Annotated in this window: 23 protein-coding genes; 12 read left to right on the top strand and 11 right to left on the bottom strand. The window is 62.4% G+C overall.

Features of this window, described 5'->3' with window-relative positions; all coding sequences use genetic code 11:
• The first annotated feature begins 13 nt into the window (after positions 1-13).
• The 4 genes from QMK22_RS09585 (at position 14) to QMK22_RS09600 (ending at position 4,872) form a co-directional block, all read left to right on the top strand.
• On the top strand, positions 14-1,096 hold the full coding sequence (locus QMK22_RS09585; RefSeq protein ID WP_283497409.1) for a prephenate dehydrogenase: 1,083 nt from the start codon (positions 14-16) through the stop codon (positions 1,094-1,096).
• Between the two features lie 5 nt (positions 1,097-1,101).
• Complete coding sequence (cmk, locus tag QMK22_RS09590) at positions 1,102-1,809, top strand: (d)CMP kinase (RefSeq protein ID WP_283497410.1); 708 nt, start codon at positions 1,102-1,104, stop codon at positions 1,807-1,809.
• Complete coding sequence (gene der / locus QMK22_RS09595) at positions 1,806-3,317, top strand: ribosome biogenesis GTPase Der (RefSeq protein ID WP_283497411.1); 1,512 nt, start codon at positions 1,806-1,808, stop codon at positions 3,315-3,317. Before cmk ends, der begins: the two co-directional genes overlap by 4 nt.
• Positions 3,318-3,549: 232 nt before the next feature.
• Complete coding sequence (locus QMK22_RS09600; protein ID WP_283497412.1) at positions 3,550-4,872, top strand: right-handed parallel beta-helix repeat-containing protein; 1,323 nt, start codon at positions 3,550-3,552, stop codon at positions 4,870-4,872.
• Between the two features lie 253 nt (positions 4,873-5,125).
• Here the strand turns inward: QMK22_RS09600 and QMK22_RS09605 are convergent, their stop codons facing one another.
• Positions 5,126-5,518 (bottom strand): RidA family protein, encoded by a 393-nt coding sequence (locus tag QMK22_RS09605; protein WP_283497413.1) that lies wholly within the window; start codon positions 5,516-5,518, stop codon positions 5,126-5,128.
• Positions 5,519-5,606: 88 nt separating this feature from the next.
• Positions 5,607-5,807 carry a hypothetical protein gene (locus QMK22_RS09610; protein ID WP_283497414.1) on the bottom strand — a complete coding sequence of 67 codons (201 nt, stop codon included), beginning with the start codon at positions 5,805-5,807 and terminating at the stop codon, positions 5,607-5,609.
• Between the two features lie 87 nt (positions 5,808-5,894).
• Between QMK22_RS09610 and QMK22_RS09615 the strand changes: the two genes are divergently transcribed.
• From QMK22_RS09615 to QMK22_RS09635, 5 genes are all read left to right on the top strand, one after another.
• Positions 5,895-8,684 (top strand): winged helix-turn-helix domain-containing protein, encoded by a 2,790-nt coding sequence (locus QMK22_RS09615; RefSeq protein ID WP_283497416.1) that lies wholly within the window; start codon positions 5,895-5,897, stop codon positions 8,682-8,684.
• A gap of 129 nt (positions 8,685-8,813) precedes the next feature.
• Positions 8,814-9,041 carry a DUF8691 family protein gene (locus QMK22_RS09620; RefSeq protein ID WP_283497418.1) on the top strand — a complete coding sequence of 76 codons (228 nt, stop codon included), beginning with the start codon at positions 8,814-8,816 and terminating at the stop codon, positions 9,039-9,041.
• A gap of 11 nt (positions 9,042-9,052) precedes the next feature.
• Positions 9,053-9,748, top strand: a complete 696-nt coding sequence (locus QMK22_RS09625) for a DUF4386 domain-containing protein (protein WP_283497419.1) — start codon at positions 9,053-9,055, stop codon at positions 9,746-9,748.
• Positions 9,749-9,807: 59 nt separating this feature from the next.
• Entirely contained in the window at positions 9,808-10,197 is a 390-nt protein-coding gene (locus QMK22_RS09630; RefSeq protein WP_283497593.1) for a ribosomal maturation YjgA family protein, read from the top strand.
• A gap of 166 nt (positions 10,198-10,363) precedes the next feature.
• A complete protein-coding gene (locus QMK22_RS09635; RefSeq protein WP_283497421.1) occupies positions 10,364-11,197 on the top strand; it encodes a pseudouridine synthase in 834 nt (277 codons plus the stop codon).
• A gap of 96 nt (positions 11,198-11,293) precedes the next feature.
• On the opposite strand, the gene catA is transcribed toward QMK22_RS09635, so the two are convergent.
• The 9 genes from catA to QMK22_RS09680 all read right to left on the bottom strand — a co-directional run bounded on the left by catA (position 11,294) and on the right by QMK22_RS09680 (position 19,592).
• Positions 11,294-12,145, bottom strand: coding sequence for a catechol 1,2-dioxygenase (gene catA / locus QMK22_RS09640; RefSeq protein ID WP_283497422.1), 852 nt, complete (start codon positions 12,143-12,145; stop codon positions 11,294-11,296).
• Between the two features lie 165 nt (positions 12,146-12,310).
• Positions 12,311-13,597 (bottom strand): NAD(P)/FAD-dependent oxidoreductase, encoded by a 1,287-nt coding sequence (locus tag QMK22_RS09645; RefSeq protein WP_283497423.1) that lies wholly within the window; start codon positions 13,595-13,597, stop codon positions 12,311-12,313.
• A 5-nt stretch (positions 13,598-13,602) separates the two neighbouring features.
• On the bottom strand, positions 13,603-13,923 hold the full coding sequence (locus QMK22_RS09650) for a 2Fe-2S iron-sulfur cluster-binding protein (RefSeq protein ID WP_283497424.1): 321 nt from the start codon (positions 13,921-13,923) through the stop codon (positions 13,603-13,605).
• 88 nt (positions 13,924-14,011) lie between these two features.
• Positions 14,012-15,520 (bottom strand): glutamine synthetase family protein, encoded by a 1,509-nt coding sequence (locus tag QMK22_RS09655; RefSeq protein WP_283497425.1) that lies wholly within the window; start codon positions 15,518-15,520, stop codon positions 14,012-14,014.
• Positions 15,521-15,716: 196 nt separating this feature from the next.
• On the bottom strand, positions 15,717-16,352 hold the full coding sequence (locus QMK22_RS09660) for a type 1 glutamine amidotransferase (protein ID WP_283497426.1): 636 nt from the start codon (positions 16,350-16,352) through the stop codon (positions 15,717-15,719).
• An 86-nt stretch (positions 16,353-16,438) separates the two neighbouring features.
• Positions 16,439-16,729 (bottom strand): hypothetical protein, encoded by a 291-nt coding sequence (locus QMK22_RS09665; RefSeq protein WP_283497427.1) that lies wholly within the window; start codon positions 16,727-16,729, stop codon positions 16,439-16,441.
• Positions 16,730-16,738: 9 nt separating this feature from the next.
• Positions 16,739-17,332: an aromatic-ring-hydroxylating dioxygenase subunit beta gene (locus QMK22_RS09670; RefSeq protein WP_283497428.1), complete on the bottom strand. Its 594-nt coding sequence runs from the start codon at positions 17,330-17,332 to the stop codon at positions 16,739-16,741.
• The gene (locus QMK22_RS09675; protein ID WP_283497429.1) at positions 17,329-18,654 is read right to left on the bottom strand and encodes an aromatic ring-hydroxylating oxygenase subunit alpha; all 1,326 of its coding nucleotides are present in this window, start codon (positions 18,652-18,654) and stop codon (positions 17,329-17,331) included. Before QMK22_RS09675 ends, QMK22_RS09670 begins: the two co-directional genes overlap by 4 nt.
• 149 nt (positions 18,655-18,803) lie before the next feature.
• Positions 18,804-19,592, bottom strand: a complete 789-nt coding sequence (locus QMK22_RS09680; RefSeq protein WP_283497430.1) for an IclR family transcriptional regulator — start codon at positions 19,590-19,592, stop codon at positions 18,804-18,806.
• A 131-nt stretch (positions 19,593-19,723) separates the two neighbouring features.
• Between QMK22_RS09680 and QMK22_RS09685 the strand changes: the two genes are divergently transcribed.
• The 3 genes from QMK22_RS09685 to QMK22_RS09695 are packed head-to-tail and all read left to right on the top strand — an operon-like array spanning position 19,724 to position 24,768.
• A complete protein-coding gene (locus QMK22_RS09685) occupies positions 19,724-20,908 on the top strand; it encodes a M24 family metallopeptidase (protein ID WP_283497431.1) in 1,185 nt (394 codons plus the stop codon).
• Positions 20,892-22,649, top strand: a complete 1,758-nt coding sequence (locus QMK22_RS09690; RefSeq protein WP_283497432.1) for a hydantoinase B/oxoprolinase family protein — start codon at positions 20,892-20,894, stop codon at positions 22,647-22,649. Before QMK22_RS09685 ends, QMK22_RS09690 begins: the two co-directional genes overlap by 17 nt.
• Before the next feature lie 22 nt (positions 22,650-22,671).
• Positions 22,672-24,768 (top strand): hydantoinase/oxoprolinase family protein, encoded by a 2,097-nt coding sequence (locus QMK22_RS09695; RefSeq protein WP_283497433.1) that lies wholly within the window; start codon positions 22,672-22,674, stop codon positions 24,766-24,768.
• Positions 24,769-24,838 lie beyond the last annotated feature (70 nt).

Here is a 24,838-nt window from a genome sequence, read left to right on the forward strand (position 1 = left end):
TAGGGACTGAACCATGGCTGAAAGCCGCCTCGTCGGCCCGGTGCGCATCGTCGGCGTCGGCCTGCTCGGAACGAGCGTTGGCCTGGGCCTGCGCAATCGTAATATCGAGACGATCCTCGCCGACGCCTCGCCGACCAACCTGAGCATCGCCATTGACTACGGTGCCGGCCGTGCGGCTACGCCGGGTGATCTGCCGCAATTGATCGTGGTGTGTGTGCCGCCCGACGTCACCGCCGAGATCGTCGCACGTGAGCTTGAGGCTTACCCGGGCGCGATCGTGACGGATGTCGCGAGCGTTAAGCTTGCCCCGCTCGCGCAGCTGCGCGAGCGCGGGGCCGACGTCAGTCGCTATATCGGATCGCATCCACTCGCCGGCCGAGAGAAAGGCGGCCCGCTCTCCGGTCGCGCCGATTTGTTCATCGGTCGGCCCTGGGTCGTGGCCGCGCACGACGCCATCAGCTACCAGCAGGCCGGTGCCATCGACGACCTCATCCTCGATCTCGGCGCCATTCTGGTGGAGATGACACCCGAGGAGCACGACCTCGGCGTCGCGCTGGTCTCGCACGTGCCGCAGGTCATCTCAACTCTGATGGCCCGTCGCCTGACCACGGCCACGCACTCCGCGCTCAACCTCGCCGGCCAGGGCCTGCGCGATGTCACCCGGGTCGCGGCGAGCGACCCCGACCTCTGGGTGCAGATTCTCGGCGCCAACGCCGGTCCGGTGCGCGACGTGCTGTTGGCCTACCGTGAGGACCTCAACCGGTTCATAGATGCCCTCGAAGATCCCGCCGCGCCCGGTGCGCAGCGGAGGGTGGCCGAAGAACTCGCCGGCGGCAACGCCGGGGTGGCCCGCCTGCCCGGCAAACACGGGCAGGACCGGCGATTCTCGTCGATGGTGGTCATGGTCAACGACAGGCCCGGTCAAATTGCGGCCCTGCTCAACGACATTGGTGACCTCGGTGTCAACCTTGAAGACTTACGCTTGGAACACTCGCCGGGCGCCCAAATCGGCCTCGCCGAAATTGCTGTCCTGCCCGAGGCCGTCAATCGCCTCACTGAAGAGCTGGCCGCCCGCGGCTGGCGGATTGCTGGTTAACGCACATGGCTCGTCCTTCCCTTCCCACCCTCGTCGCCATCGACGGGCCGGCCGGCAGCGGCAAGTCCAGCGTGAGCCGTGCCGTCGCACGGCGCCTCGGTCTGGGCTACCTCGATACGGGTGCCGCCTATCGTGCCCTGGCCTGGCTGGTACTCGAGCGCAATATCGATCTCACCGACCTGACCGAAACGGCGCACGCGGATGCCATCGACACCCTCCTGAAAGACTTCGACTATACGATCGGCATCGACCCCGACGAATACTTCGTCACGGTGGGTGAGACCGACGTGACCGACGCCATCCGTTCGCCCGAGGTGAGCGCTGTGGTCAGCTCCGTGGCTCGCGTTCCGGCGGTGCGCACCGCTCTCACCGAGCTGTTTCGCAGCATCGCCGCGAACGCCGATCGCCCCGGCGTGGTGGTCGAAGGACGCGATATTACGACCCGGGTTGCCCCCGAAGCCGAGGTGCGCATTCTACTCACAGCTTCCGAGGAGGCTAGAATGGGGAGACGCTCTGCGGAAATAACGACCCAGTCGGCTGAAACCGTGGCAGAACAGCTGCGATCGCGTGATCGCGCTGACTCACAGGTTGTCGATTTCATGAGCGCAGCAGACGGCGTGATAACCGTCGACTCCACCCATCTCGACTTCGAGCAGACCATTGAAGCGGTCATCGACGTCATACAAACACGCACGAAGCGGGCTTTTGAATGAGTAACGAATACGACGAAACGAGCACAGCGCTCGACACCGAGCTGGCGGAACGACTCGCCAACCTCGATGAGGAACTCGCCACCCGGCGTTCCGCCGCGCTACGCACGGACCTCGACAACTACGACCTCGACGAGGAAGACCTCGACGTACTGCAGACCGTCACCGACGACCCCGACGCGATCCAGTACCTGCCGGCCGTTCCGGTGATCGCCATTGTCGGTCGCCCGAACGTGGGCAAGTCGGCGCTGGTCAACCGTATCCTCGGCCGCCGTGAGGCCGTCGTCGAGGACACCCCCGGCGTGACGCGTGACCGCGTCGCGTACAAGGGTGATTGGAACGAGCGCAAGTTCAGTCTCGTCGACACCGGCGGCTGGGAGCCCGACGCCAAGGGCATCGACGCCTCCGTCGCTGCCCAGGCCGAGATCGCCATCGACCTGTCCGACCTCGTCATGTTCGTCGTCGACTCGAACGTCGGCCCGACCTCCACCGATGAGGCCGTCGTGCGCATGCTGCGCAAGAGCGGCAAGCCCGTCTTTTTGATCGCCAATAAGGTCGATGACGTGCGCCAGGAGCCCGAAGCGGCCAGCCTGTGGTCGCTCGGTCTTGGTCAGCCGTGGCCGGTCTCCGCCCTGCACGGTCGTGGTGTTGCCGACCTGCTCGACGCGATTCTGCTCGTGCTGCCCGAAATTTCCAACGTCGCCAAGCAGGAGGTCGGCGGCCCGCGCCGCGTAGCCATCCTGGGCCGTCCGAACGTCGGCAAGTCCAGCCTCCTCAACAAGGTTGTGGGGGAGGAGCGCGTTGTCGTCAACGAGCTCGCCGGCACGACCCGCGACCCGGTCGACGAGCAGGTTGAACTCGGTGGCAAGGTGTGGCGTTTCGTCGACACCGCCGGCATCCGTCGACGCGTGCACCTCTCGCAGGGCGCCGACTTCTACGCGTCGCTGCGTACCAGCGCCGCGCTCGAAAAAGCCGAGGTAGCCGTGGTGCTTCTCGACGTGACCGAGGTCATCAGCGAGCAGGATATCCGCGTCATCGACCTCGTCATCGAGTCGGGCCGTGCGCTCGTTCTGGCCTTCAACAAGTGGGACCAGATCGACGACGACCGTCGACGCTACCTCGAGCGTGAGATCGAGCAGGACCTGGCACACGTGGCCTGGGCTCCGCGCGTGAACATCTCCGCTAAGACCGGTCGCCACATGGAGAAGCTGGTCCCGGCCCTCGAGCTCGCGCTCGAGTCGTGGGACACCCGCATCGCCACCGGCAAGTTCAACGCCTTCCTGGCCGAGCTCGCTGCCGCGCACCCGCACCCGGTGCGCAGCGGCAAGCAGCCGCGCATCCTGTTCGGCACCCAGGCCTCGAGCCGCCCGCCGACGTTCGTGGTGTTCACCACGGGCTTCCTCGACCCTGGATACCGTCGCTACATCCAGCGTCGTCTGCGCGAAATCTACGGTTTCGAGGGCAGCCCGATCAACCTCAGCATGCGCGTGCGCGAGAAGCGCAAACGCTAAAGTCGTAAAAAAGTTTCAATCGGATGCGGCTGGGCCTGGAAAAGCAGGTCCGGCCGCATTTTTTTCACACGTTCGGGTAATTATGTCTACCCCAAATCGGGGGGCGAAGCTGGCAAACCCATGTGCCAGCTTGCATCAATGCCATTAGTGGGGAATGCTCGGGAAGTCATCGAGGCCCCTTACGCCTCTCGCTAGCACCTTCCGAACTTGTGCAATACACGAAATGTGATTTATGTCTTTAGTTTCTACTTCCGCTTCGCGCCCCGCCGTTCGTTCGCCCCGCCGACTGGCACTCATCGCCTCGGCTGGCGCTTTCGCCGTAGCACTGGGCGGACTGGCTGTTGTCCCCGCTCACGCCGCAGAAAACACAACAACGCTCGGCGTGCCCGCCGGCAACAAGGTCGCCACTGACCTTGGTACCGTCCCATCCGACGCCGTTTCGGTCGATGTCACGTTTGACACCACGGCAGAGGCCAGCACTGATATTAAAGTACTTGTCGGCCCGGAGAACGTCCAGCGCTACTACTTCACCGCTCCCGCCGGCGAGGGCCCCGAGCGCACCTACACCGTGCCGGTCACCAGCCAGTCCGACGGCACCCTGACCGTCGCGAGCAGTGACGCCAATGTAAAGGTCGACATCACCGTCGTGGGATACACCAAGGAATCCGCTTCCGTTGTGGCTCCGGTTCCCGCTCCGGCTCCGGCTCCGGTTCCCGCTCCCGCTCCCGCTCCTGTTCCCGCTCCGGAACCGGCGCCGGCTCCCGCGCCGACGCCACCTACGAGTGGTACTCCCACGGGCAGCAACACCGGTGTTCCGGCCGGTACCGCCCTCGAGGTCGTCAATGGTGACATCAATGTCACGACTGCTGGCACTGTGCTCAATGGTCTCGATGTGCGTGGCCTGGTTAAGATCAGTGCTCCGAACGTGACGATCAAGAACTCGATTATTCGCGGCCGCACGATGAATGGTCCTGGTGCGCTGATCAACAACCTCGGTGGTTTCAGCAATCTCGTGATCACCGACACCGAGCTGTTTCCGACCGTTGCCTCGCCGGACACCAACGGTATCTATGGGTACAACTTCACCGCGACCCGCCTGAACATCCACAACGTGATTGATGGTATCCATGTCACGGGCAGCAACGTGCTCATTGAGGAGAGCTGGATTCACGACCACATGCACTACACCAACGACCGGAACCAGGGCGGGTCGGCCAGTCATGACGACTCCATCCAGATTCAGGCCGGCAATAACGTGAAGGTCATCGGAAACCGCCTGACTGACTCGCACAGCGCTGCTGTGCAGATCACCCAGGACACGGGTAAAGTTTCCAACTTCGTCTTCAGCGGTAACTATGCCAATAACGGTGCGTGCACCGTGAATATCGCGGAGAAGTCCTATGGGCCCCTGGCTGGAACCGTCATCACTGACAATGAGTTCGGCCGGGACACCAAGGTCGCCAACTGTGCCGTGATCGCCAAGACCACGACGAAGATCGACTTCCAGCGCAACTTCTACACCGATAACACCGCGGTCGTGATTAAGAAGGGCTGACCAGTCCGCTCCTAATTCCCTCGCAGGACCAAAGCGGGCCCCACGTGCACCAGCACGCGGGGCCCGTTCTGTGCGTGCCTGACCGTGTGTCGTTACGGGTGATCGCCTGCGGGCCCAGGTTAGACAACCGGGCCCATGATCTATCGTGGGCCCGGTTTCCGGGCCCGGGCCCGGGCATGGTGGCAGGGTCGCACGGCACGGGACGGAGGCGTCTGGGGTTCTTCTGTGCCCAGGAACTCCGTGAGCGCCGGCCCTAGCGGTTGGGGATTGCGGCTATCGCCTCGACCTCGACGAGGGCGCCCGGTCGCGCCGGCGTGACGGCGAGCACACTCACGGCGGTGCGATGATCACCCCAGACCGCACGACTGGCGGCAAAAGCCGCCGTGGGATCGATGCCGGCGGCGAGGTAGATCGTGAGTTTGGCAACGTGCTCAGGACCGGCGCCGGCCTCAGCGAGTACGGCGAGCACGTTACTCTGGGCCTGTGCGGTTTGCGCTTCGAGCCCGTCGAGCAGCACGCCCGTGCCGTCTATCCCGTTCTGCCCGCCCACAAAAAGTGTGGGGCCCGCGGGCACAATCATGCCCTGGGCAAAGGCGGGGCTTCGATACAGCTGCGGTGGGTCGACCGGCGTGGGCAGATGGGGCATCGTGGCATCCTTTCAAAAATTTTCCCCAGTATGCTGCGGATCTCTGACACTTGACCACCCTGATTCATGCGGGGTGCACGTTCGTTGGTCAGGCACCGATTTGCTGCAAGACGTGAAACACGACGTAGACCGGCCAGACGATGGCCTGCAGTAGCCCGAATATGACGCCCCGAAACGTTCCCTCTGACTGCCCAATGAAGTAAATTGCCGCGCCGATATACGCCAACAGAAAGACGAAACCCCACGGGCCGTCCCGCACGATCACCCGCCCTCGACCGTTCCCAGCCATCGATTCTCCAATCCCTGCGATTCATCCGCTTTGTGGCGACAACCTACTACGCTGTGACCACCCCCGGCAGATTGATGTGAGGTGGTCATGGCAGGCCCATTGCTCGAGACCAAGCTGCATCTGCCGTCGCGGCGCCCCGGACTGGTCACGCGCACGCGTCTGAGTGCCCGACTCAACTCCGAGGTCGCGTTGGTGCTCGTCTCCGCGCCGGCGGGGTTCGGCAAGACGACTCTGTTGACCGAGTGGCTGGCCGCTGATCCCCGACCCGTTGCCTGGGTCTCGCTCGACGCCGGCGACAACGACCCGGTGGTGTTCTGGGCCTACCTGGTCGCCGCGCTGAATCGGGCGACCGGGCTGGCCCTGGACGCGACCACCGCGCTCGCCACACTGCTCAACGCACTGCAGTCGCTGTCGACAAAGGTCGTATTGGTGCTCGATGACTTTCACGTTATCGAATCGCCCGAGGTGCAGCGAGACCTCGCTTTTCTCGTTGAGCACCTCCCCACACCGGTGCAGTTGGTCATAGCGACCCGCTCCGATCCGGCCCTGCCCCTGACGCGGATGCGGGTGCGCCGCCAACTCGCCGAGATTCGCGCCGACGATCTGCGCTTCAGCGTCGCCGAAGCAGCGGAATACCTGGGCGAGGTGATGGGTCTCACCCTGACCCCGGCCGATGCCGCCGCTCTCGACGGCCGCACCGAAGGATGGATTGCCGCCCTGCAACTGGCCGCACTGTCAATGCACGGGCGCGACGACCTGACCGGGTTCATTGCCGAATTCTCCGGCGATGACCGCTACATCGTCGACTACCTGCTCGAGGAGGTTCTGCAGCGCCAGAGCGCCGCGGTGCAGACGTTTCTGCTGCACACCTCTATATTGGGTCGGCTGACCGGCCCGCTGTGCGATGCAGTGACCGGGCAGACTGGCGGCGGAGCCCGACTACGTGAGCTTGAGCGTGCCAACCTGTTTCTGGTAGCGCTGGACGACCACCGCCAGTGGTATCGCTACCACCATCTGTTCGCTGACGTGCTGCGTGCCCGCCTGCTCGATGAGCAACCCGAGCGCATGCCGGAGCTACATGCGAGGGCCAGCGAATGGTTTGAGCAGAACGGGGAACCACACGAGGCGATCCGCCACGCTCTGGCCGGCGGCCAGTTCGAACGCGCCGCCGACCTGATCGAACTCGGAGTGCCCGCTCTGCGCGCACTCCGGCAGGAGATCACCCTGCTGCACTGGCTTAACCTCCTGCCGGGTGACCTGCTCGCCGCCCGACCCTCGTTGAGCGCTTTCTTTGCGGGGGCGCTGCTGATCACCGGCCAGACCGAGGGGGTCGAAGCCCGGCTGCAGGATGCCGAGCGTTGGCGTGGGCACATAACCGCAGCGGCGCAGGAGATCGATGTCGATCTGCTGTCCGGGCCCGGGCCCGGAAACACTCGGAGGGCCGTTGCCGTGACCGCTCCAGGCCCCGACCCCGACCCCGACCGGCGGAGCTTACTCAGCAAGATCGCCATCTACCGTGCCGCCCAGGCGTGGGCGCTCGGCGATGTTCCCGCCACCATCCGCTTCTGTGGTCAAGCTCTCGACCTGGTCGGTGATGCCGACATCGCTGAACGCGGCGCGGCCTCCGGCATGCTGGGGCTTGCCCACTGGACCCGCGGTGATCTATCGACGGCGTACGACTGGTGGGCGGCATCCGTGCAGCATTTGCGGCAGGCCGGACACCTGTCGGACGTGGCCGGATGCTCGCTCGCGCTGGGTGACATCCGCTTGACGCAGGGTCGACTCAGCGACGCACAGGCCGCCTATCAGCGGGGATTAGCGGCCGCGACCGCCCTCGACGGGTCGGCATTGCGCGGGGCGGCCGACATGCGCGTCGGTCTGGCCGACGTGTGCCGCGAGCGGGACGATCTAGATGCGGCCCGCGAGCACCTGCGTGCCGGCAGGGAGTTGGGGGAGTCGAGCGGGCTGCCACAGAATCCGTATCGCTGGCGGGTGGCGATGGCACGCATCCAGTGGGCTGACGGCGAAGTGGATGCCGCACTCCACTCGCTCGACGACGCCGAGCGGGTCTATGTGAGTGATTTCTTTCCGAATGTGCGGCCGGTGTCGGCGGTGCGGGCGCGGGTGTGGGCGCAATCGGGTCGCCTGAACGAGGCCCTGGCGTGGGCGCGCGAGCGCGGACTGCACAGCGACGACGAGCTGTCCTACGTGCACGAGTATGAGCACGTAACTCTGGCCCGGGTGCTGCTGGCCGAGTATGCGGCCGGGCCTGGCCGGAGCGGCGGGCGAGCCGAGCGTGCGGAGAGGTACGGGAGCGGCGGCCCAGACCGGAACAAGTGGCACGAGCGGATGCTCGTCGAGGCGACCGGGCTGCTGGCGCGGCTGTTGCAGGCGGCCGAGATGGGGGAGCGGACGGGGACTGTGATCGAAATTCTGGTTGTGCAAGCGCTCGCTGAACAGCTTCGCGGCAACAAGGCCGCGGCGCTCCAACCGCTGGGGCGGGCGCTCGCGCTCGCCGAGGCGGAGGGCTATGTGCGCATTTTTATCGAGGAGGGCGCTCCGATGCTCGCGCTGCTGCGGGCCGCGGCTACGCAGGGGGTGGCGCAGCGCTATGTACGGCGACTGCTCGCATCCGCTGACGGAGGGTGCAGCATTCCTACCCAGTCGGGCCTGATCGAGCCGTTGAGTCGGCGCGAACTCGACGTGCTGCGGCTTCTCGCGACCGATCTGACCGGCCCGGCGATCGCCCGCGAACTGGTGGTATCGCTGAACACGATTCGAACGCACATCAAGAATATCTACGCCAAGCTCGGCGTCGCCAGCCGTCGGGCCGCCGTGCGTCGCGCCGCCGAGCTCGGGCTGCTCGCCCGCCGCTAGCTGTACTGCCAGCCCTCGGCCCAGGACACCGAGTGCGCCGATTCACCACACTAATCACCACATCGGGTGATGCCCGCTCACCCGATCGGCTTCTACGTTTCAAACACCACCGAAACCAAGGAGACCACCGTGACAGAAATCGGCCGTGAACCGCACTGGTTTGAGATCCGTGTGCGTGGGCACCTCGGCCCGCGCTGGGTCGCCTGGTTCGACGAGCTCAGTCTCGCCCCACAGAGCGATGGAACCACCCTCATCCGCGGTCTGATTCACGATCAGGCGGCGTTGCACGGTGTGCTGCAGAAACTGCGTGACACCGGGCTGGCACTCGTGTCGGTCACCCAAATTGACGAACAGTAAAGGAGAACATCATGACTACGACCATCATCACCCCACGCATGACCGCGCTGCGAAAGTCCGCGCTCGCCGCGGGCATCTGCTACCTGATCACCTTTGTCTCCATCCCCACTCTCGCCCTCTACTCCGCCGTACGCGCTGACCCCGGGTACATTGCCAGTGCCGGCACTGTCACCCCCGTCGTCATCGGTGTCGTACTGGAAATCATCGTGGCTCTGGGCTGCATCGGCACGGCCGTGGCTCTCTACCCGGTGGTGCGGCGGCAGAATGAGGGTGTCGCGCTGGGTTTCGTCGCGGCACGCACGCTCGAGGCGGCCACCATCTTCGCCGGAGTGGTGGCGCTGATGGCCATTGTGAGTCTCCGCCAGGCCGGAGCCGGACCCGATTCGATCGTCACCGGTCAAGCCTTGCTCGCGCTGAACACCTGGACGACGGTGCTCGGACAGGGCTTCATCCCCGCGCTGAATGCCCTGCTGCTCGGCTCGCTCCTGTACCGTTCGCGGCTGGTTCCCCGGGTTCTGCCGGTGCTGGGTTTTATCGGAGCGCCCATCCTGATCGCCTCGGTGATCGGCGCGCTGTTCGGGCTCTGGGGCCCGTCGTCGCTGCCCTCGGGCGTAGGCTCACTGTTTCTGGCCAGCTGGGAATTCTCACTCGGCCTCTGGCTGGTCGTGAAGGGCTTCAAACCATCGCCCGTCACGGCGGGGCTGTGATGTTGATCACGCCCCGAGCGACGTCACCGGGCTCGGTCCCCTAGTCTCAGACGGTGAACATGTTTAAAGCGCGGCGGCGGCCGATAGTCGCCGCCGCTGGCGTCGCGGTCGTGTGTGTTGGGCTCATCGTGCACTTCACAGCGGTCGGAGCGGCTGCAGATTTTTTCGCCGACGCTCTCTACGCGGTCTTGATCTATCTCCTGTCGATTTTCTGCCTTCCGCGAATCGCACCGACCGCCAGTGCGGTCCTTACCTACGGCTTCTGCCTGCTGATCGAACTGGCCCAGCTGACGGGTGGGCCCGCGGCATTGGCGGTAGCGTTCCCGCCCGCCCGACTCATTCTCGGCACGACGTTCGCGCCCGTCGACCTCATGGCGTATGCGGTGGGAGTGGCCGTTGTGTGGGCTGGGGACGCGCTCGTCGCGGCGCGGGGCGTTCGTCGAGCTTGAGGAACGGCGATCAACTCCTCGCCGGTCGTGTCCCTACCGGCGGGCAACGCGGTCGGCCAAGTACGATCAAGGGGTGCCTCCGCGTTCACCCCTCGTCCAGCGCCACGGGCTAGATGCTGCGTGGGTGTGCACCCCCGAGCGGATAGAGCCCCAGCCCTGGCTGACGATGGGGGGCTGGCTGGATGAACGGCTCTCGGAATTCGTGGACGTCGCCGGGTTTCTGAGTGACGCACGCTTTGTCTACGAGACCGGGATGCCCGTGGCGGGCCGCGACCCGTATCGGCCGCATACCTTCGTCTGGTTTCACCGCGACCTTGCCGACGAGGTCATCGTGCCGGGACCGATCCACCTGATCTACCGTGACGAACGAATCGTCGTTATCGACAAGCCGCCGTTTTTGTCGACGATTCCGCGGGGCCGACACGTCGTGCAGAGTGTCGTGGTGCGCCTGCGCGCCGAGCTGGGACTGCCCGAACTCTCGCCGCTGCATCGGCTCGACCGCGTGACCAGTGGACTGCTCATCCTGGCGACCGAACGACGCTGGCGTGGGGCATATCAGTCCCTGTTTCAACACGGCGCAATCGACAAGACCTACCGGGCGCTGGCCCCGCTGCGGCCGGGGCTTAGGCTGCCGATCACCGTGCGTAACCACCTCGCTACCCGGCGCGGGCAGTGGCAGGCCGAGGTCGTGCCCGATGCCCCGGTCAATGCTGAGACGCTGGTCGAACTCGAGACCGAGCGGGGCTCCCAGGGGATCTATCGGCTGTCGCCGCGCACCGGGCGCACACACCAGTTGCGCATGCACCTGCTGGGCCTTGGCATACCGATCATCGATGACCCGCTCTACCCCGCAGTAGTGGATGTTTCCGTGCACGATTTCGCGCGCCCGTTGCAGCTGGTGGCCAGCAACGTGAGCTTTACCGACCCGATTGACGGGGGAGTGCGGGCGTTCGAGAGCGTGCGGCGATTGCCGCTCCTGGCTGAGATAGCCGGCGCCTGAGCGCGAGGCTGGAGTAGGCGGCCGAAGAAGCCAGCTGCCGAGTGCCGCGACGAGGAATCAGCGCAGGCATCCCGGCAGCCTTTTTGCCTTCGACTCTTAGGCGGGATCGAGTAGGAAGTCGTAGGTGACCTCGCGACCGCTGTCGGTGGGGGTCGGACGAAGAATCAGCTCAGGTTTTACGGCCGAGGCGATGTCGTTGGACAGATAGGAGTCTCCCTCAAAATAGAGCTGGGCGGTGAGCAGCTGGCGGCCGGGAGCCGAGACTTTGAGGTGTAGGTGGGCTGGCCGCCAGGCGTGCCAGCCGGCGGCAGTGATCAGATTGCCGCAGGAACCGCCCGTCGGAATCTGGTACGGGGCCGGCTGGACAGTGTTGATCTCATAGTTGCCTTGTTCATCGGCTACAACGATGCCGCGCAGGTTCCACTGCGGCAGTCCCGGCGCAAATTGCGAATAAAAGCCGTCATCATCGGCGTGCCAGATTTCCACGTGCGCACCAGCCTGCGCGGTTCCATCAGTGCCGGTAACGGTACCGCGCAGCACGAGTGGGGTTCCTGGCTCGTCATCGCGCATGGGGAGGGTCGCGGGGGTCGCTTGCTGCGGCGCGTTCGGTACGTAGTACGGTCCCTCGATCGTGCCCTTGGACCCTGTGCGGCCACTGGTAGCAACCTCCTCGATGACGTGCTCGACCCACACATCAAGAAATAGCGGCCATTCACCGTCTTCGCCGACTTGAATGAGCCACGCTTTGAGCGCGTTGAACTCCTCGTACGTCACCTCATGCTTGCGTACTGTTTCATACACGGCCGCAAGAACTTCGTTCGCGAGCAGGGAGACGCGCTCAGTCGATGCGGTCGCTCCGCCCGTTTTCCCACTCTGGCGAAATAGGTCGGTAGCGGCATTGCCAGAAGCGGCAGCCGAGGGTTCGAGATCGGTAACTTGGTGAGACATGTGGTGCTCCATTTCTATTTTCTGTCCACATCTGGGCGATGTAGAGGTCGTGTAGGTAGCCAGGGGATGCCTATTTGGTCAGGTGCTAGGTGCCAGCGGAAATTTCACTGGTCGAGGCAGGGGACCTGATGATGGTGAACGGTATGGATTCAACCCGAGTGAATCTCACGGGCGCCTACCCGCCGGAAGGGGGGCGTCAACCGCGCGGATCAGAGCTTTGAGGGTGAAGTCCGTATTCGTCGCTTCCTCGGACGGAATAGTTGACCCGAGCGATAGCGCACGCTTAACAGCCATGAAATCGTGCGGCCGGTTGACCGCGTCGGCGGCGATCAGGTGTCCGTCTCGGTAGTACAACACAGAGAAGGATTCGCTGTCTGGTTCTCCGCGCACGACGAAATCGTCGAAGCCAGTCGACAAACCGGCGATTTGCAGTTTGAGGTCGCCCTGATCAGACCAGAACCAGGGCACGGTTGTCGGCGGGCGGTTCCTGCCAAGAAGCGTCGCAGCGGCCACTTTTGCCTGGTCAACGGCATTCTGTACGGATTCTAGGCTAACCAGGGTGTCGGGATGCTGAGGGTGCGGCTGCACGGTGCAGTCACCAGCGGCAACGACAGTCGGGTTGCTGGTGCGCGCGGATTCGTCTACAACGATCCCGCGCGAGCAGGTCAGTCCTAGCCGGTGAGCAAGTTCAATGCGCGGTTCGACGCCAATGCCGACGATGACGACATCGGCCGGCAAGACTGTACCGTCGGAGAGCTCAACACCCGTCACTCGTTCGTCTCCGTGGAGGGCGATGACACCGCTGCCTAAACGGAAATGCACGCCGCGGCGGTCGTGGGCACCTCGATAGAACGCCGATACTGGCGGGGCGACCACACGCTGTAGCAACCGTCCGTACGATTCCACAAGCGTCACGTCGAGGCCGCGCCTGCGTGCTGCGGCGGCGGCTTCGAGGCCAATGAAGCCACCCCCGATGACCACGACGGTGTGTGCCACGCCGAGCAGGGTTCGAAGGTGTGTGGCATCGGGAATGCTGCGCAGGTAGCAGACGCCGGTCAGATCGGCCCCCGGAATGGTGAGTCGGCGCGGTCGTGATCCGGTCGTGAGCGCAAGTTTCTCGAAACCGAGGACGCGTCCGTCTCCGGTAAAGGCTTCCCCTCCGCGGCCCGATGCGGCTAGGCGGATGTCCCAGATCCGCGTTCCGATCCGCGCATCAATCGCATTTTCGGTGTAGAAGTCCGTTGCTCTTAAAGAAAGGTTATCTTCGTCTACGTCCCCGTTCAGAAAAGACTTGGACAGGGGCGGTCGCTGGTACGCGCCCCACGGTTCAGCGCCCGCGATGGTGATGGGTGCAGAGTACCCGTTCTCACGCAGGGACACGGCGAGCTGCAGACCTGCCTGCCCGGCGCCCACAATGAGTGTGCCAGTGCACGCCGTGACTGAGTTCGTCAAGAGGGTCATTGTTCCGGGGCGATTTCGGCTTCGAGACCGTCGAGTGCAGCGGTCATTCGGATCTGGCATGACAGGCGGCTATTTGGTTTACGAACTGAGGCGGTGTCGTCGAGCATTTCATCCTCAAAGTCATCGGCTTGACCGGTGAGATCGATGAAGGAGTCGGCGATGTAGACGTGGCAGGTCGCGCAGGACAATGCGCCGCCACACTCCGCGACGATGCCGGGAACCCCGTGTTTGACAGCGGTCTCCATTACGGATGCGCCGATCTGGGCGTCGACGGTGAAGAGTGCCCCGGTGGGGGAGTGAAGGATGATCTTGGGCATGAGAACCTACCTGATCTGTTGACGTGTCGGTTGGTGTGATCCGCCGAGATCGGGCGGATCACACCGGTGACGAAGGGAATTAGAGTGGCTAGTAGAGCTCGAAGTATTCGCGGTGCTCCCAATCGGTCACACCGTTTACGTAGGTATCCGGGTCGGGGTTCGCGGTAACCCAGGCGTCGTACCGTGCCACTTCACTGCGCTTGATCGTGACCAGGTAATCGATGAAGTGATCGCCAAAGGCCCCACGGTAGAAGGTGTCAGTTTCCAGTGCGTCGATTGCGTCGGCGAGCGTACTGGGCAGCGCCACAACATCTGCGGCGTACGGGTCTTCGGACAATGCGCCCGGACTGGTTTTGTTCAGAATTCCGTCCAGGCCGGCAGCGGCCTGCGCCGCAATATAGAGGTAGGGGTTTGCGGCCGAATCGCCGACCCGGTTTTCCACGTGGGACGATACATCCCCCGGCGCGCTGATGACACGCATCATGGCGGCCCGGTTGTCCTGTGCCCAGGTCAGCCGGTCGGGGGCGAGCGAATACGGGCGGCGTCGGCGGTATCCATTCACCGTCGGCGTCGTGAATACGGAGGCGGCCACGCCGTGGGCGAGAGTGCCGCCGACATAGTGTTGGCCCAGCTCAGACAGCGGCTCGTTGAGATCGGTGACCATGAGATTCTCACCGGACTCGATGTCGACGACCGAGGTGTGTAGATGCCACCCGCTCGCGTAGAACCCGGGGACGGCAGGGGTGCACATGAAGGATGCGAGGTACCCGTTTCGCTTAGCGATTTGTTTCGTCGCCATGCGAAACATCACCGCAGCATCGGCGGCGGCCAATGCTTCGAGCACATCGAACGTGGTCTCAACCTGGCTGGGGGCCCACTCGTCGTCGATCGAGCGCAGCGGAAGGCCCATGTCCACGATCGCCTTGCGGATCGGGCGAAGGATGTCGTCGATTTCATCGAGGTGGTCACCGAGCAGGTAGCTATAGCCACGGGCCACCGGGGCCACCTTGGGCGGATCTGCGGGGGAGCCGGGAGCACCCAGAGAGCCGGTACCGAGGAGGTCATCAACGACACGGGTCAGGTACCACTCCATTTCGATTCCGGCGATGAGTTTGTAACCGTGTTCGGCCATCCGCTGCAATGCCTGACGCAGGATGGACCGGGGAGCGAAGGGAAAGAGCTGACCGTTTGACATGTAGAGGTCGCACAGAACGAATGCGGTCTCCGGCACCCACGGCAATACGGTGAATGTGGCAGGATCTGGAACCATTTTCACATTGGGGCTGCCTCCTAGGCCCTCGATTCCGAAGCCGCCGTTGGCGGTAAAAGGATTAAGTACTATCGCATTTGCGGAGTCGAAGAAAAAAGGTGCCATGGTGATGTCCATGCCACTCTCCAAGGCGGACAGATATGCCTCTTTGGTCAGAGACTTTCCGCGCAGGAGACCGTGCTGATCCGGCCAGGCCAACCGAACGACCTCAATGCCCGCGGCGTCCATGGCGATCCGGGAACGCTCCGCAGCTTCCAACTGCTTCTCCGAGTAGAGGCCATGCTTCTCAATGAACTTCGCTCGGGGCAATGTGACTTGGTCCAACATATGACTGCTCCTTGATTGGGCGGCTCCTGCGGAGCCGCGTTCGGGTTGTGCACGTGATGCGGATCGATCGGTCAGTGAAATGAGGTCAGTGAAATGAGGTCAGTGAAATCAGGTCAGCCACTGGGGCTCAGTGACGAGGCCGCAGTGACGGGGACTCAGCGGAATGCGCTGCCGAAACGAGCTCGGCGCAGCGCGTTCAACGGAATGGTTCGGTAGCACTTTCCGAAACCGCCGCAGCGAGCCAACCACCGACAACGCGCTGAGCGCCTCGCCAAGCACGCCCGCCATCGTCAACTGTTGCCGCGAGGAGTTCGGCCGTGTCTACTCCGCTTGCTCGTAATTTGGGCCCTTCAATGGCCAAGAGGTGGTGAATACCGACCGGTGAGATCTCGGGGTGGAATTGCACGGCCAGAGCTGAGCCCAATCTCCAGGCCTGCGGGTAGCGGTCGGAGACCGCTAGAAGCTCCGCGTCAACGGGTGGTCTGAAGGTGTCGCTGTGAAACGAAAAGAACCGACCCTCCAGCCCCGTCAGGTCCGTGACGTGCTGCCCGGGTGCGGGCAGCACGTCGATGAGTCCGTACTCCAAACCCGAAGGGCCGGGGATGGCCTCTCCTCCGAGAGCCCGAGCCAGAATCTGGGAACCCAAGCAGATTCCAAGAACCGGCACCTGTGCCTGAACCGCATCGCGCAGAAAGTTTTCTTCTCGGAGGAGGAAGGGATACTTTTCGGTGTCGTAGGCACTTTGCGGACCCCCCAAACAGATCACGGCGGCAACCGAGGTCACCTCAGGAAGCGCCTCGCCGGCAAAGGGTGAAACGGTTCGTGACGTCAAACCATGATCGTCGATTAGTTGGTGGATCCGCTCAAGATCCGTACGCGCAACATGACTGATAATCAGCACGGTGCCGCCCGCCTGGGTCATGGCTGAGGCCGGGGTTCGATGTTGGAGTGCCAGGGACTCCAATGGTCGGTGCCCGCGAGGGCCTGCATTAGTTCGACCGCGTTCACTCGATCCAAGGCCAGCCAAGAATCATCGAGACTTACACCGTAGGGAGTGAAATCCCAGATCTTCAGGCGTTTCACCTCAGCGATCACCGGTCGCATCGTCGCGATTTCACGTTCCAATCGGGCGACCTTCTCGGTGAGGAGTATGTTTTCTCGTCGGATCAGATCGGTCTGCTCCCCAGGCTCCGGGGCATTCGAATTCATCGTTTCCTCTCAAAAGACCAGGGTGAGATTCTCGTGGCCGTGCTCAGAATCGAGAAGGTTGACCTGTTTGAGGCGAATCTTCCAGCCGTCGCCATCGGGCGCCAGCACGTGGCCATACCAGCCCGGATAGGTTTTGCCGACCCCGGCTCGAAACTCGTGAACAATGAAGTTCGATCGCACCAAGCGGTACCCGGAACCCGGGTCATCAAGCACTTCAACGTTGGTGATCAGGCGTCGGGTGCGCGACTGGGGAATCTGGCTGAATGCCAGTCCGGTGCGCAGCCAGAAGACGCGATCGGTGAGGCGGCGTCGGTCGTCGAACGCGTGGGAAACCTCCAGGCGGGGATTACCGCCTCCCGGGGTAATCGGAACCCAGTAGAGGCAATCGTCGGTGAACAGCTCGATCCAATCGTTGAATCGGGCCTCATCGATGAGACGCGCCTCTCTGGACAGAAAACCTTCGGCTGATCTGGCCACATTGACATCAGCGACAGCCCAGTCCGCGGTGAACAGGTCCGCGAAGCGGTCGAGGTCCGCATAGAAATCAGCGTCCACGTGGTACGACCAACGCGAGGTATCCGAATAGTCGGTCTGCGCGTTCATGCGCGAGCCCCGTTCATCAGGCGCAGCCATTCCTGGAAGTAGCTGCGCATATGGATTTCATCGGTCACGGCTGAAACCACAACACCGGTTTCGTCCATGCTCTGCCACCCGTCGACGTTGAGGCCGCGATTCATGAGGATCCACTCGACTTCAGTGACAGCCAGACCGCGCTGGACCTCTTCGAAATTCGCTTGGTCGTCGGGTTCACCGAATGCGGGAAAGTCTTCCTGGGTACGCATTCGCATAGTGTTGACTTCTTCGGGCACACCGCCAATGCTCGTCGCATTCCACACCAACTGGGTCTTGTCGACGCTCAGGGGCTCGATCACCTGAATCTGATTACCAATGATCAGAAGATTAGGAAAGATGCTCAGGTTGATTTGGGCCCCCGCGCTGATGTCCAAGAGTCGATCGGCATCCTCGGGGTACTTCGTACGAATCAGTTCTTCGAAGCGTTCCCGGCCAGGCTGCGGTCGCTGATTTGCCCAGATGCTACCGGGGCCGTCAAAATTGGGGCGTTGGTCGATGACGCTGTGTCCGTTGCCGAGGGAGTAGATCTTCATCGCTCCGTCATCGGGGGTCTTGCCGAAGTAGGACATGTCCTTACTGTCGCCCAATCGCGACGCCATCTCGAGCAGAGAACGGTGCGAGAACGAGGGGTGGTATCCGTCGCCCCCGTTGTCGTAGGCAAGCTTCCAGTTGCCGCGGTAGACCATGCGGTGGGCTGCGGCGCGCACGATGACCTCACCGTCGGGCGCCCGGTCAATCCAGTAGTCCAGCCACGGTTTGGCTTCACCGAGAAAATCTTCCAGCGATGGCGCGGATTCGTTCAGAGTGCCGAAGATAAATCCGCGGTAACTCTCGACGCGGGAGACCTTGCCGAGACCGAGTTCGGACTTGTTGAAATCCGCGCCGTATCCGCTGGGCCACGGAGCGCCGACGAGCTCGCCGGTGTTCCGAAACGTCCACCCGTGGTACGGGCACTGAAAGCTCTTTGCTACCCCGGCCTCCTCGCGGCAGATGGTTGCGGCGCGGTGAGCGCACCGATTGAAGACGGCGTGCAGTCCACCCTTACGGTCTCTCGTGATCACGATAGGACGTAGCCCCAACGTGCCGGTCACGAAGGAATTCTTCTCCGGGAGCTGGGACTCATGGGCCAGATATGCCCAGGTCTGCCCGAAAACTTTGACCATTTCCTCGGTGAATACCCGCTCCTCGGTGTAGAGCGACCTGTGCACCCGGTCTTCACGCACTAGGTCATCCCAGCACGGTGTCTTCGGATCCTTCACGGAATCCGTCACTACGGAAAGTACGTCCACCATCTGCTCGGCTCCTCAGAAGATCATGGCCTCGATGTTGGGGCCACTGAATTGAGCCGAGCCTATGGATCGCTTTTCGGAGCGTCTATAGAAGCGTGAGGAATTTCGTTAGGAAGAATTCGACGACCTAGATTTCTCTACAAGGAATGTGGCTAGCGATCCTGCAGGTCTGCCAGAGCCACCGAAGTCATGCGCTTCTCGACGGCTGCAGCCGCGGCCAACAGCGCCTGCGCGCACTCCTCGACCTTTTCTTTGCTAAAGCGGATGCTGGGAATGGCGGCGCTGATGGCGACTACCGGCCGCCCCTGCTGGTCGAGAACCGCGACGCCAATGCCGTTGACTCCCTGAGCCGCCTCCTCGATGTTGGTGGCATATCCCTGCTGGCGTACCGTCGCCAAGTGACGTTTCAAGGCCAAAACGCTCGAGATTCGGGTGGAGCGCCACGGCGGAAGACCTCCGCCGTGCAGGTGGTCAATCTGCGCGTTACTCAGCGACGCGAGCATCGCTTTCCCCCCGGCGGAGCAATATGCCGGAACCTGGTCCCACACGCCGACCCTAATTCTCAAGGTCTGGTCGCTCTCCACCCCGTCAACGTATCGAACTTGGGGTCCCTCGAGTACCCAGACCTGCACGGTCTCATCCAGTTGCTTGACCAATGATTCGAGAGTGGGACGCACGATCTGGCGCACGGTACTGATCGATCGCGTGCTGTCACTCCAGGAGGCCAGTTCCGGGCCGGCTCGATAGAGGCGCTCTCGATTCTGCATGGCAAAGCCGCCATGACACAGAGCTGCCAGAAGGCGATGGGCTGTCGAGGGGACCACGTTGAGTCGTTCGGCCGCCGCTTTGACGCTCATAACCTCGCCGTCCCGCAGCGCGACGATCAATTTGAGTGCCCGATCAACTGAATCGAGGGGAGGTTGTGGCTCAAGATTTCGCATAAGAGAATCTTTACACGATGCATTGCGCTAGGGGAAACCTAGTTTATATAGTCCGGGTATCGACTGGCGGTACGGGCCAGCAGAAACTCAGAGATCTTTAACAAATCAATCTGAAGAACGGGACGGTACTGGTGAGTACGAACTTAGATGAGCGGGATCGCCGCTGGGGTTTGCTCAATGATTCCATGCGCGAACACAGCATGGATTGCCTGATCTTTGCGGCCAACGACTACCGCGGTCACAAGGGCGCTTTGCGCTACGTGACCGACTACAACTTATTTCATCGGTCCGGCAATGCGGTCATGTTTAAAAATGAGGAACCGATTGTCGTGTTGTCGGGGAGTTTGGCCGGCTCTCGCCGCCCGACCACGGACTGGGTTGCCGACTACCGTTTTCCCGGCACCATCGCCCAAGGGCTGGTCGACGCCTTCTCAGGGCGCAAGAATGTCAAGCGAGTGGGCATTGTCGGATTCGGCCAGATCATGAAGGTCGACGAATACCTCGCGCTGACCGAGGGGCTGCCCGGGATTGAATTCTTTGACTACACGGCAAACTTCGAGAAGATCCGCGTGGTGAAGAGCCCAGAGGAGATTATTGGAGTTGAAGAATCCGCGTACGTCTTAGACCAATGCTTCACCCGCCTGCTCGAAATTGCCCGGCCCGGCGTGACCGAGCGCGAGATTGGCGCCGAAATGTACAGAGTGGGATACAAGCTGGGCGGGGAAGACCCGCTCTTCCTCACCATGTACACCGAGAACCTCCATGACGGAGTGTCGGCAAGTTTCGCGCCGCCGCGGGGACGAGAACTGAACGCACACGACCTGCACACCTTTTCTTTTGAAATCGTCGGTCCGCGCGGGTACTGGACCGAGCTCTCTCGTATGGTCACCTTTGCGACCCCGCACGACGACGATGTGCGAATGGCGAGGGCCGTCTCCAAGGGGATCACGGCCGCAGCCGCCGCGATGAAGCCTGGAACATCACCCAATGCCGTACAGCAGTCCGTGCTCGCAGCAATCGAATCGGAGGGCGCGGTCTCCTCTTATTGGTCGGGGCACTCCCTCGGCCTGGACGTGCTGGAGCAACCGTGGATCGGACTCGACGTCGTCGAGGACGATGGCGGCCAGGCCAGCGACATCATCGAAGTTGGCAACGTCTTCACTATTCACCCCATGGTCGTCGACCAGGTCAAGAAACGGAGCGGATATATGTCCGACACGTTCGTCATTGAGTCTGACGGCGCGCGCAAACTCTCCGAATTCAGCACGGCTCTGCACTGCCTGACGAAAGGAAACGTCAATGTCATCGACTACTAGTACCCGGATCGATCCAATCACCGCGTCCGTGCTCCAACGCCGCGTCGACGCGATCGCCAAGGAAATGGCTGGAATGCTCATGCGGTCGTCGCGTTCACCAATTTTCAACGAGATTGGTGATCTAGTGACGGTCGTGTTCGATAAGCACGGAAACACGCTTGCTCAAGCCGAATTTGCGGCCATCATCGCGTTCGGTGCGCATCCCTCGCTTGAATTCATCATCAACTATTACGGTGACGACGTTCACGAGGGTGACGTCATTATTCATAACGACGTGTATTCCGGGGGAAATCAGAACGCCGACACCGGCATCTACGTGCCGGTCTTCGTCGACGCCGCCCTCGTGGGTTGGATGGCAGCCAAGGGGCACATGGCGGACATCGGTGGTATGACGGCAGGCGGCTATGACCCCAATGCGAAGGACATTTGGCAGGAAGCACTGCGTATCCCTCCCGTCAAAATCGTGCACCGTGGGGTTCTGCAGCGTGATGTTTGGGACTTCATCTCTGCGAATATCCGCATGGATTTTGTCATGGAAGACATCAAGTCCATGATCGGATGCTGCACGGTAGGGGGGCGACGCCTCATTGAGGTTATCCGGAGGTACACCCTGGAAACCTACGAAGACCACATGAACTACATTTTGGAAAGCTCCGCGCGTCAAGTTCGTGCTGAAGTCGGTCGGTGGGCCGATGGGCATTACTACGGCGAGAGCTGGATGGTTTCCGACGGGTTCGACACCACCAAAAGATACAAGATTGCCTGCGAGATTGAGGTCAAGGGCGAAGAGATCACCTTCGACTTCTCGTCGAGCGATGATCAGGCACCGGGAATCACGAATATGCCTCCCGCCTCGGCCAAGGGAGCCGTACGAATTGCGTTCCTCATGATCATGGCGGCGGGCGGCATCAACATTCCGACCAACCAGGGCCTGTTCGAACCTATCAAGACGGTCTTCCGAGAAGGTTCCCTGCTCAATCCGCGGTTTCCCGCCGCAACCGTCTTCGGCAACCAGATGTGCGATGAAGTTGTTGAATGCATAATGACGGCCCTCTCCGGAATCCTGCCAGATCGGGTGACGGCCGGATGGAACAAATACCTCTGCACATCAACGCACGGAGTTGACCCGCGCACCAACGAGGCCTTTGGTACCCTCACGGTGTTCCAACGCACCGGCCCCGGCGGAATGCTCGGTACCGACGGCTGGGATGCGCTTGGTTTCACCGGAACGGCAGGCCAGATGCGCGCTCCAGACCCCGAGATGTTTGAACTAACTTCTCCTCACTTCCTCGAGTATCTGGAATACCTTCCCGACTCCGCTGGAGCTGGCGAATTTCGCGGCGGAATGGGTACCCGAACGGCGTGGAGCAACTATGGTCTGCACCAGCACGGCGTCACCCTCGGCGATAATGTTCGTCACGAAGGAGCCGTTCCCGCTCAGGGGCTGTTCGGCGGGTCGGATTCTGGCCTCAATGAGATCACGGTCACCTATCCGGATGGCCGGGAACATTTGTGGGGCTCGAAGGAGATCATCGAGCTCCCGGCCGGTACCCGGATGGAATCCATCAGCGGGGGCGGCGCCGGCTATGGCGACCCGAGAAAGCGCCCCATCAAAAAGGTGCTCGCCGAGGTTCGTGACGGTGTCCTCACCCGGGAGAAGGCACGCGAGGACTACGGCGTAGTTATCTTCGCAGACGGAGTGTCCGTCGACCAGGAACAAACCGCGGCTCTTCGAGCCTAGAGAAGAATTGGAAGACGACCTCATGAGCATCAGAATCGGAATCGACGTCGGCGGTACCTTCACGGACTTCCTGGTGATCTACCCGGACGGCAAACGACGCATCCACAAGACCAGCTCCGTACCCTCCAACCCACCGATGGCCGTTCAGATCGGCTTGGCCGAAATCGCCACCGCCGAAAACAAAACCATCGAAGACTTCATGGCCGAGGTCGGGCTCATCGTGCACGGAACCACAGTGACCACAAACGCCCTGCTAACCCGTAATGGACCCACCACGGGTCTGCTGACCACCGAAGGATTCCGCGACGTGTTGCCCATGCGCGACGGCACTCGTGAGGAGGCCTACGACAACCGGCTTGAGCAGCCGGTGCCGCTGGTTCCTCGCTACTTGCGCCAGCCGGTCGCCGGTCGGGTCGACTACAAGGGCGACGTGCTCACGGCGCTCAAAGAGGAAGATGTTTACGCCGCCGCGGAGATTTTCAAGGCGAATGACGTGGAATCTGTGGCCATCTCTTTCATGCATTCTCACGCGGAGACCAGCCACGAAGATCGTGCCGCGGAGATCATCGCCGAGGTCCTGCCGGGGGCTTACATCACGAAGTCCTCAGAACTGCTCGCCCAGGCTCGGTACTACCCTCGAATGAGCACCGCCGTGCTCAACTCCTATGCCGGGCCGATCATCAGCTCGTATCTGTCTACGCTCACCGAACTCCTCGAGGAGGTGCACTTTTCGGGCATCCTGCTTCTTATGCAGTCCAACGGGGGTGTCGCCACCCCCGGTGAGCTCGCGAAGCGTGCCGCCCTGTCCTTGCTCTCCGGGCCTGCTTCAGGCCCAACTGCTGGCCTGCTGGTGACCGCGGCCCACGGCTGGGATTCCTGCCTGACCGTAGATATGGGCGGCACTAGCTTTGATGCCGCCGTGGTCAAAGACAACAAACCGCTCATCATGACCGATGGCATTATCGACCGTTGGAGGATCGCCCTGCCGATGGTTGACATCAACACCATCGGCGCCGGCGGCGGCAGCATCGCCTCGGTCGACGAAGGTGGCCTGCTCCGAGTTGGCCCGCAGAGCGCTGGTGCCACGCCCGGACCTGCGTGTTATCGACGTGGCGGGGTCAACGCCACCGTCACGGATGCCGACGTAGTGCTCGGCTACATCGATCCAGACACGTTTCTGCACGGCCAGATCGGGCTGGATCGCGAAGCGTCGATTCAGGCGATCAAGAACGATGTCGCCGACCCATTGGGCATCACTGTGGAGGAGGCCGCCTTTGGTATTTACCAGATGGTCAACGTAAACATGGCGACGGGCGTGCGGGACATCACCGTGCGCCGAGGCCTGGACCCGCGAGACTTTCCTATCGTGGTCGCTGGTGGAGCCGGCCCGGTGCACGCCGGTGCAATTGCCCGGGAGCTGGAAATTCCGATCCTGCTCACCCCCCGTGATTCCTCAATCTTCTGCGCGGCCGGCATGCTCGTCTGTGACTTCAAGCACGACTACGTTCAAAGTTCCAACCAGCGCTTGGAAAGCCTGTCCGACGAGTACCTGGTCGACACCTGGAAGGGCATGATGGCCGAGGGCCGCAAGACCCTGCACGCGGAGGGTGTGGCCGACGCAGCGATCTCATACGTGCCTTCCGTTGACCTGCGCTACAAGGGTCAGTGGTATGAGATCAACGTGGAAGTTGATCCCGCCAACCTCGTGTCGCCCAACATCGCCGAGTTCTATGCCTCGTTCCACAAACTCCACGACACGCTCTTCGGCTACAGCACCCTCGACATGCCCATCGACCTGCTTAACATTCGGCTGACGGTAGTCGGCACGACACCCAACGATCGGGTTGACCTGGCCGCCACTGCCGCGGGAGCCATTCCCGAGCACCGAAGACGCGACATCTACTCTCCACTCCAGCGGCAAATGGTTGAGGTGGAGGTCTATCAGGGTGCAGCGATGGTTCCTCTCGACGAGATCGAAGGCCCCGCCATCATCGAACTCGGCACCACCACCATTGTGGTGCTCGATGAATACAACACCGTCGTTGACAAGAACGGTTCCTTCGTGATGTATCTGCGCGACCAGAAGGACACGTTGAAGGCCAGGCTCGACCTCTCGTAGCCCGCCAGACCACTCCTGACTCACCCGGTAGCCGCCACCGGTGGCTGCGCCCTACAACCATGCCCGAAAA

Source organism: Cryobacterium sp. PH29-G1, assembly GCF_030063365.1.
In the GTDB taxonomy this organism is placed as follows: Bacteria; Actinomycetota; Actinomycetes; order Actinomycetales; family Microbacteriaceae; genus Cryobacterium.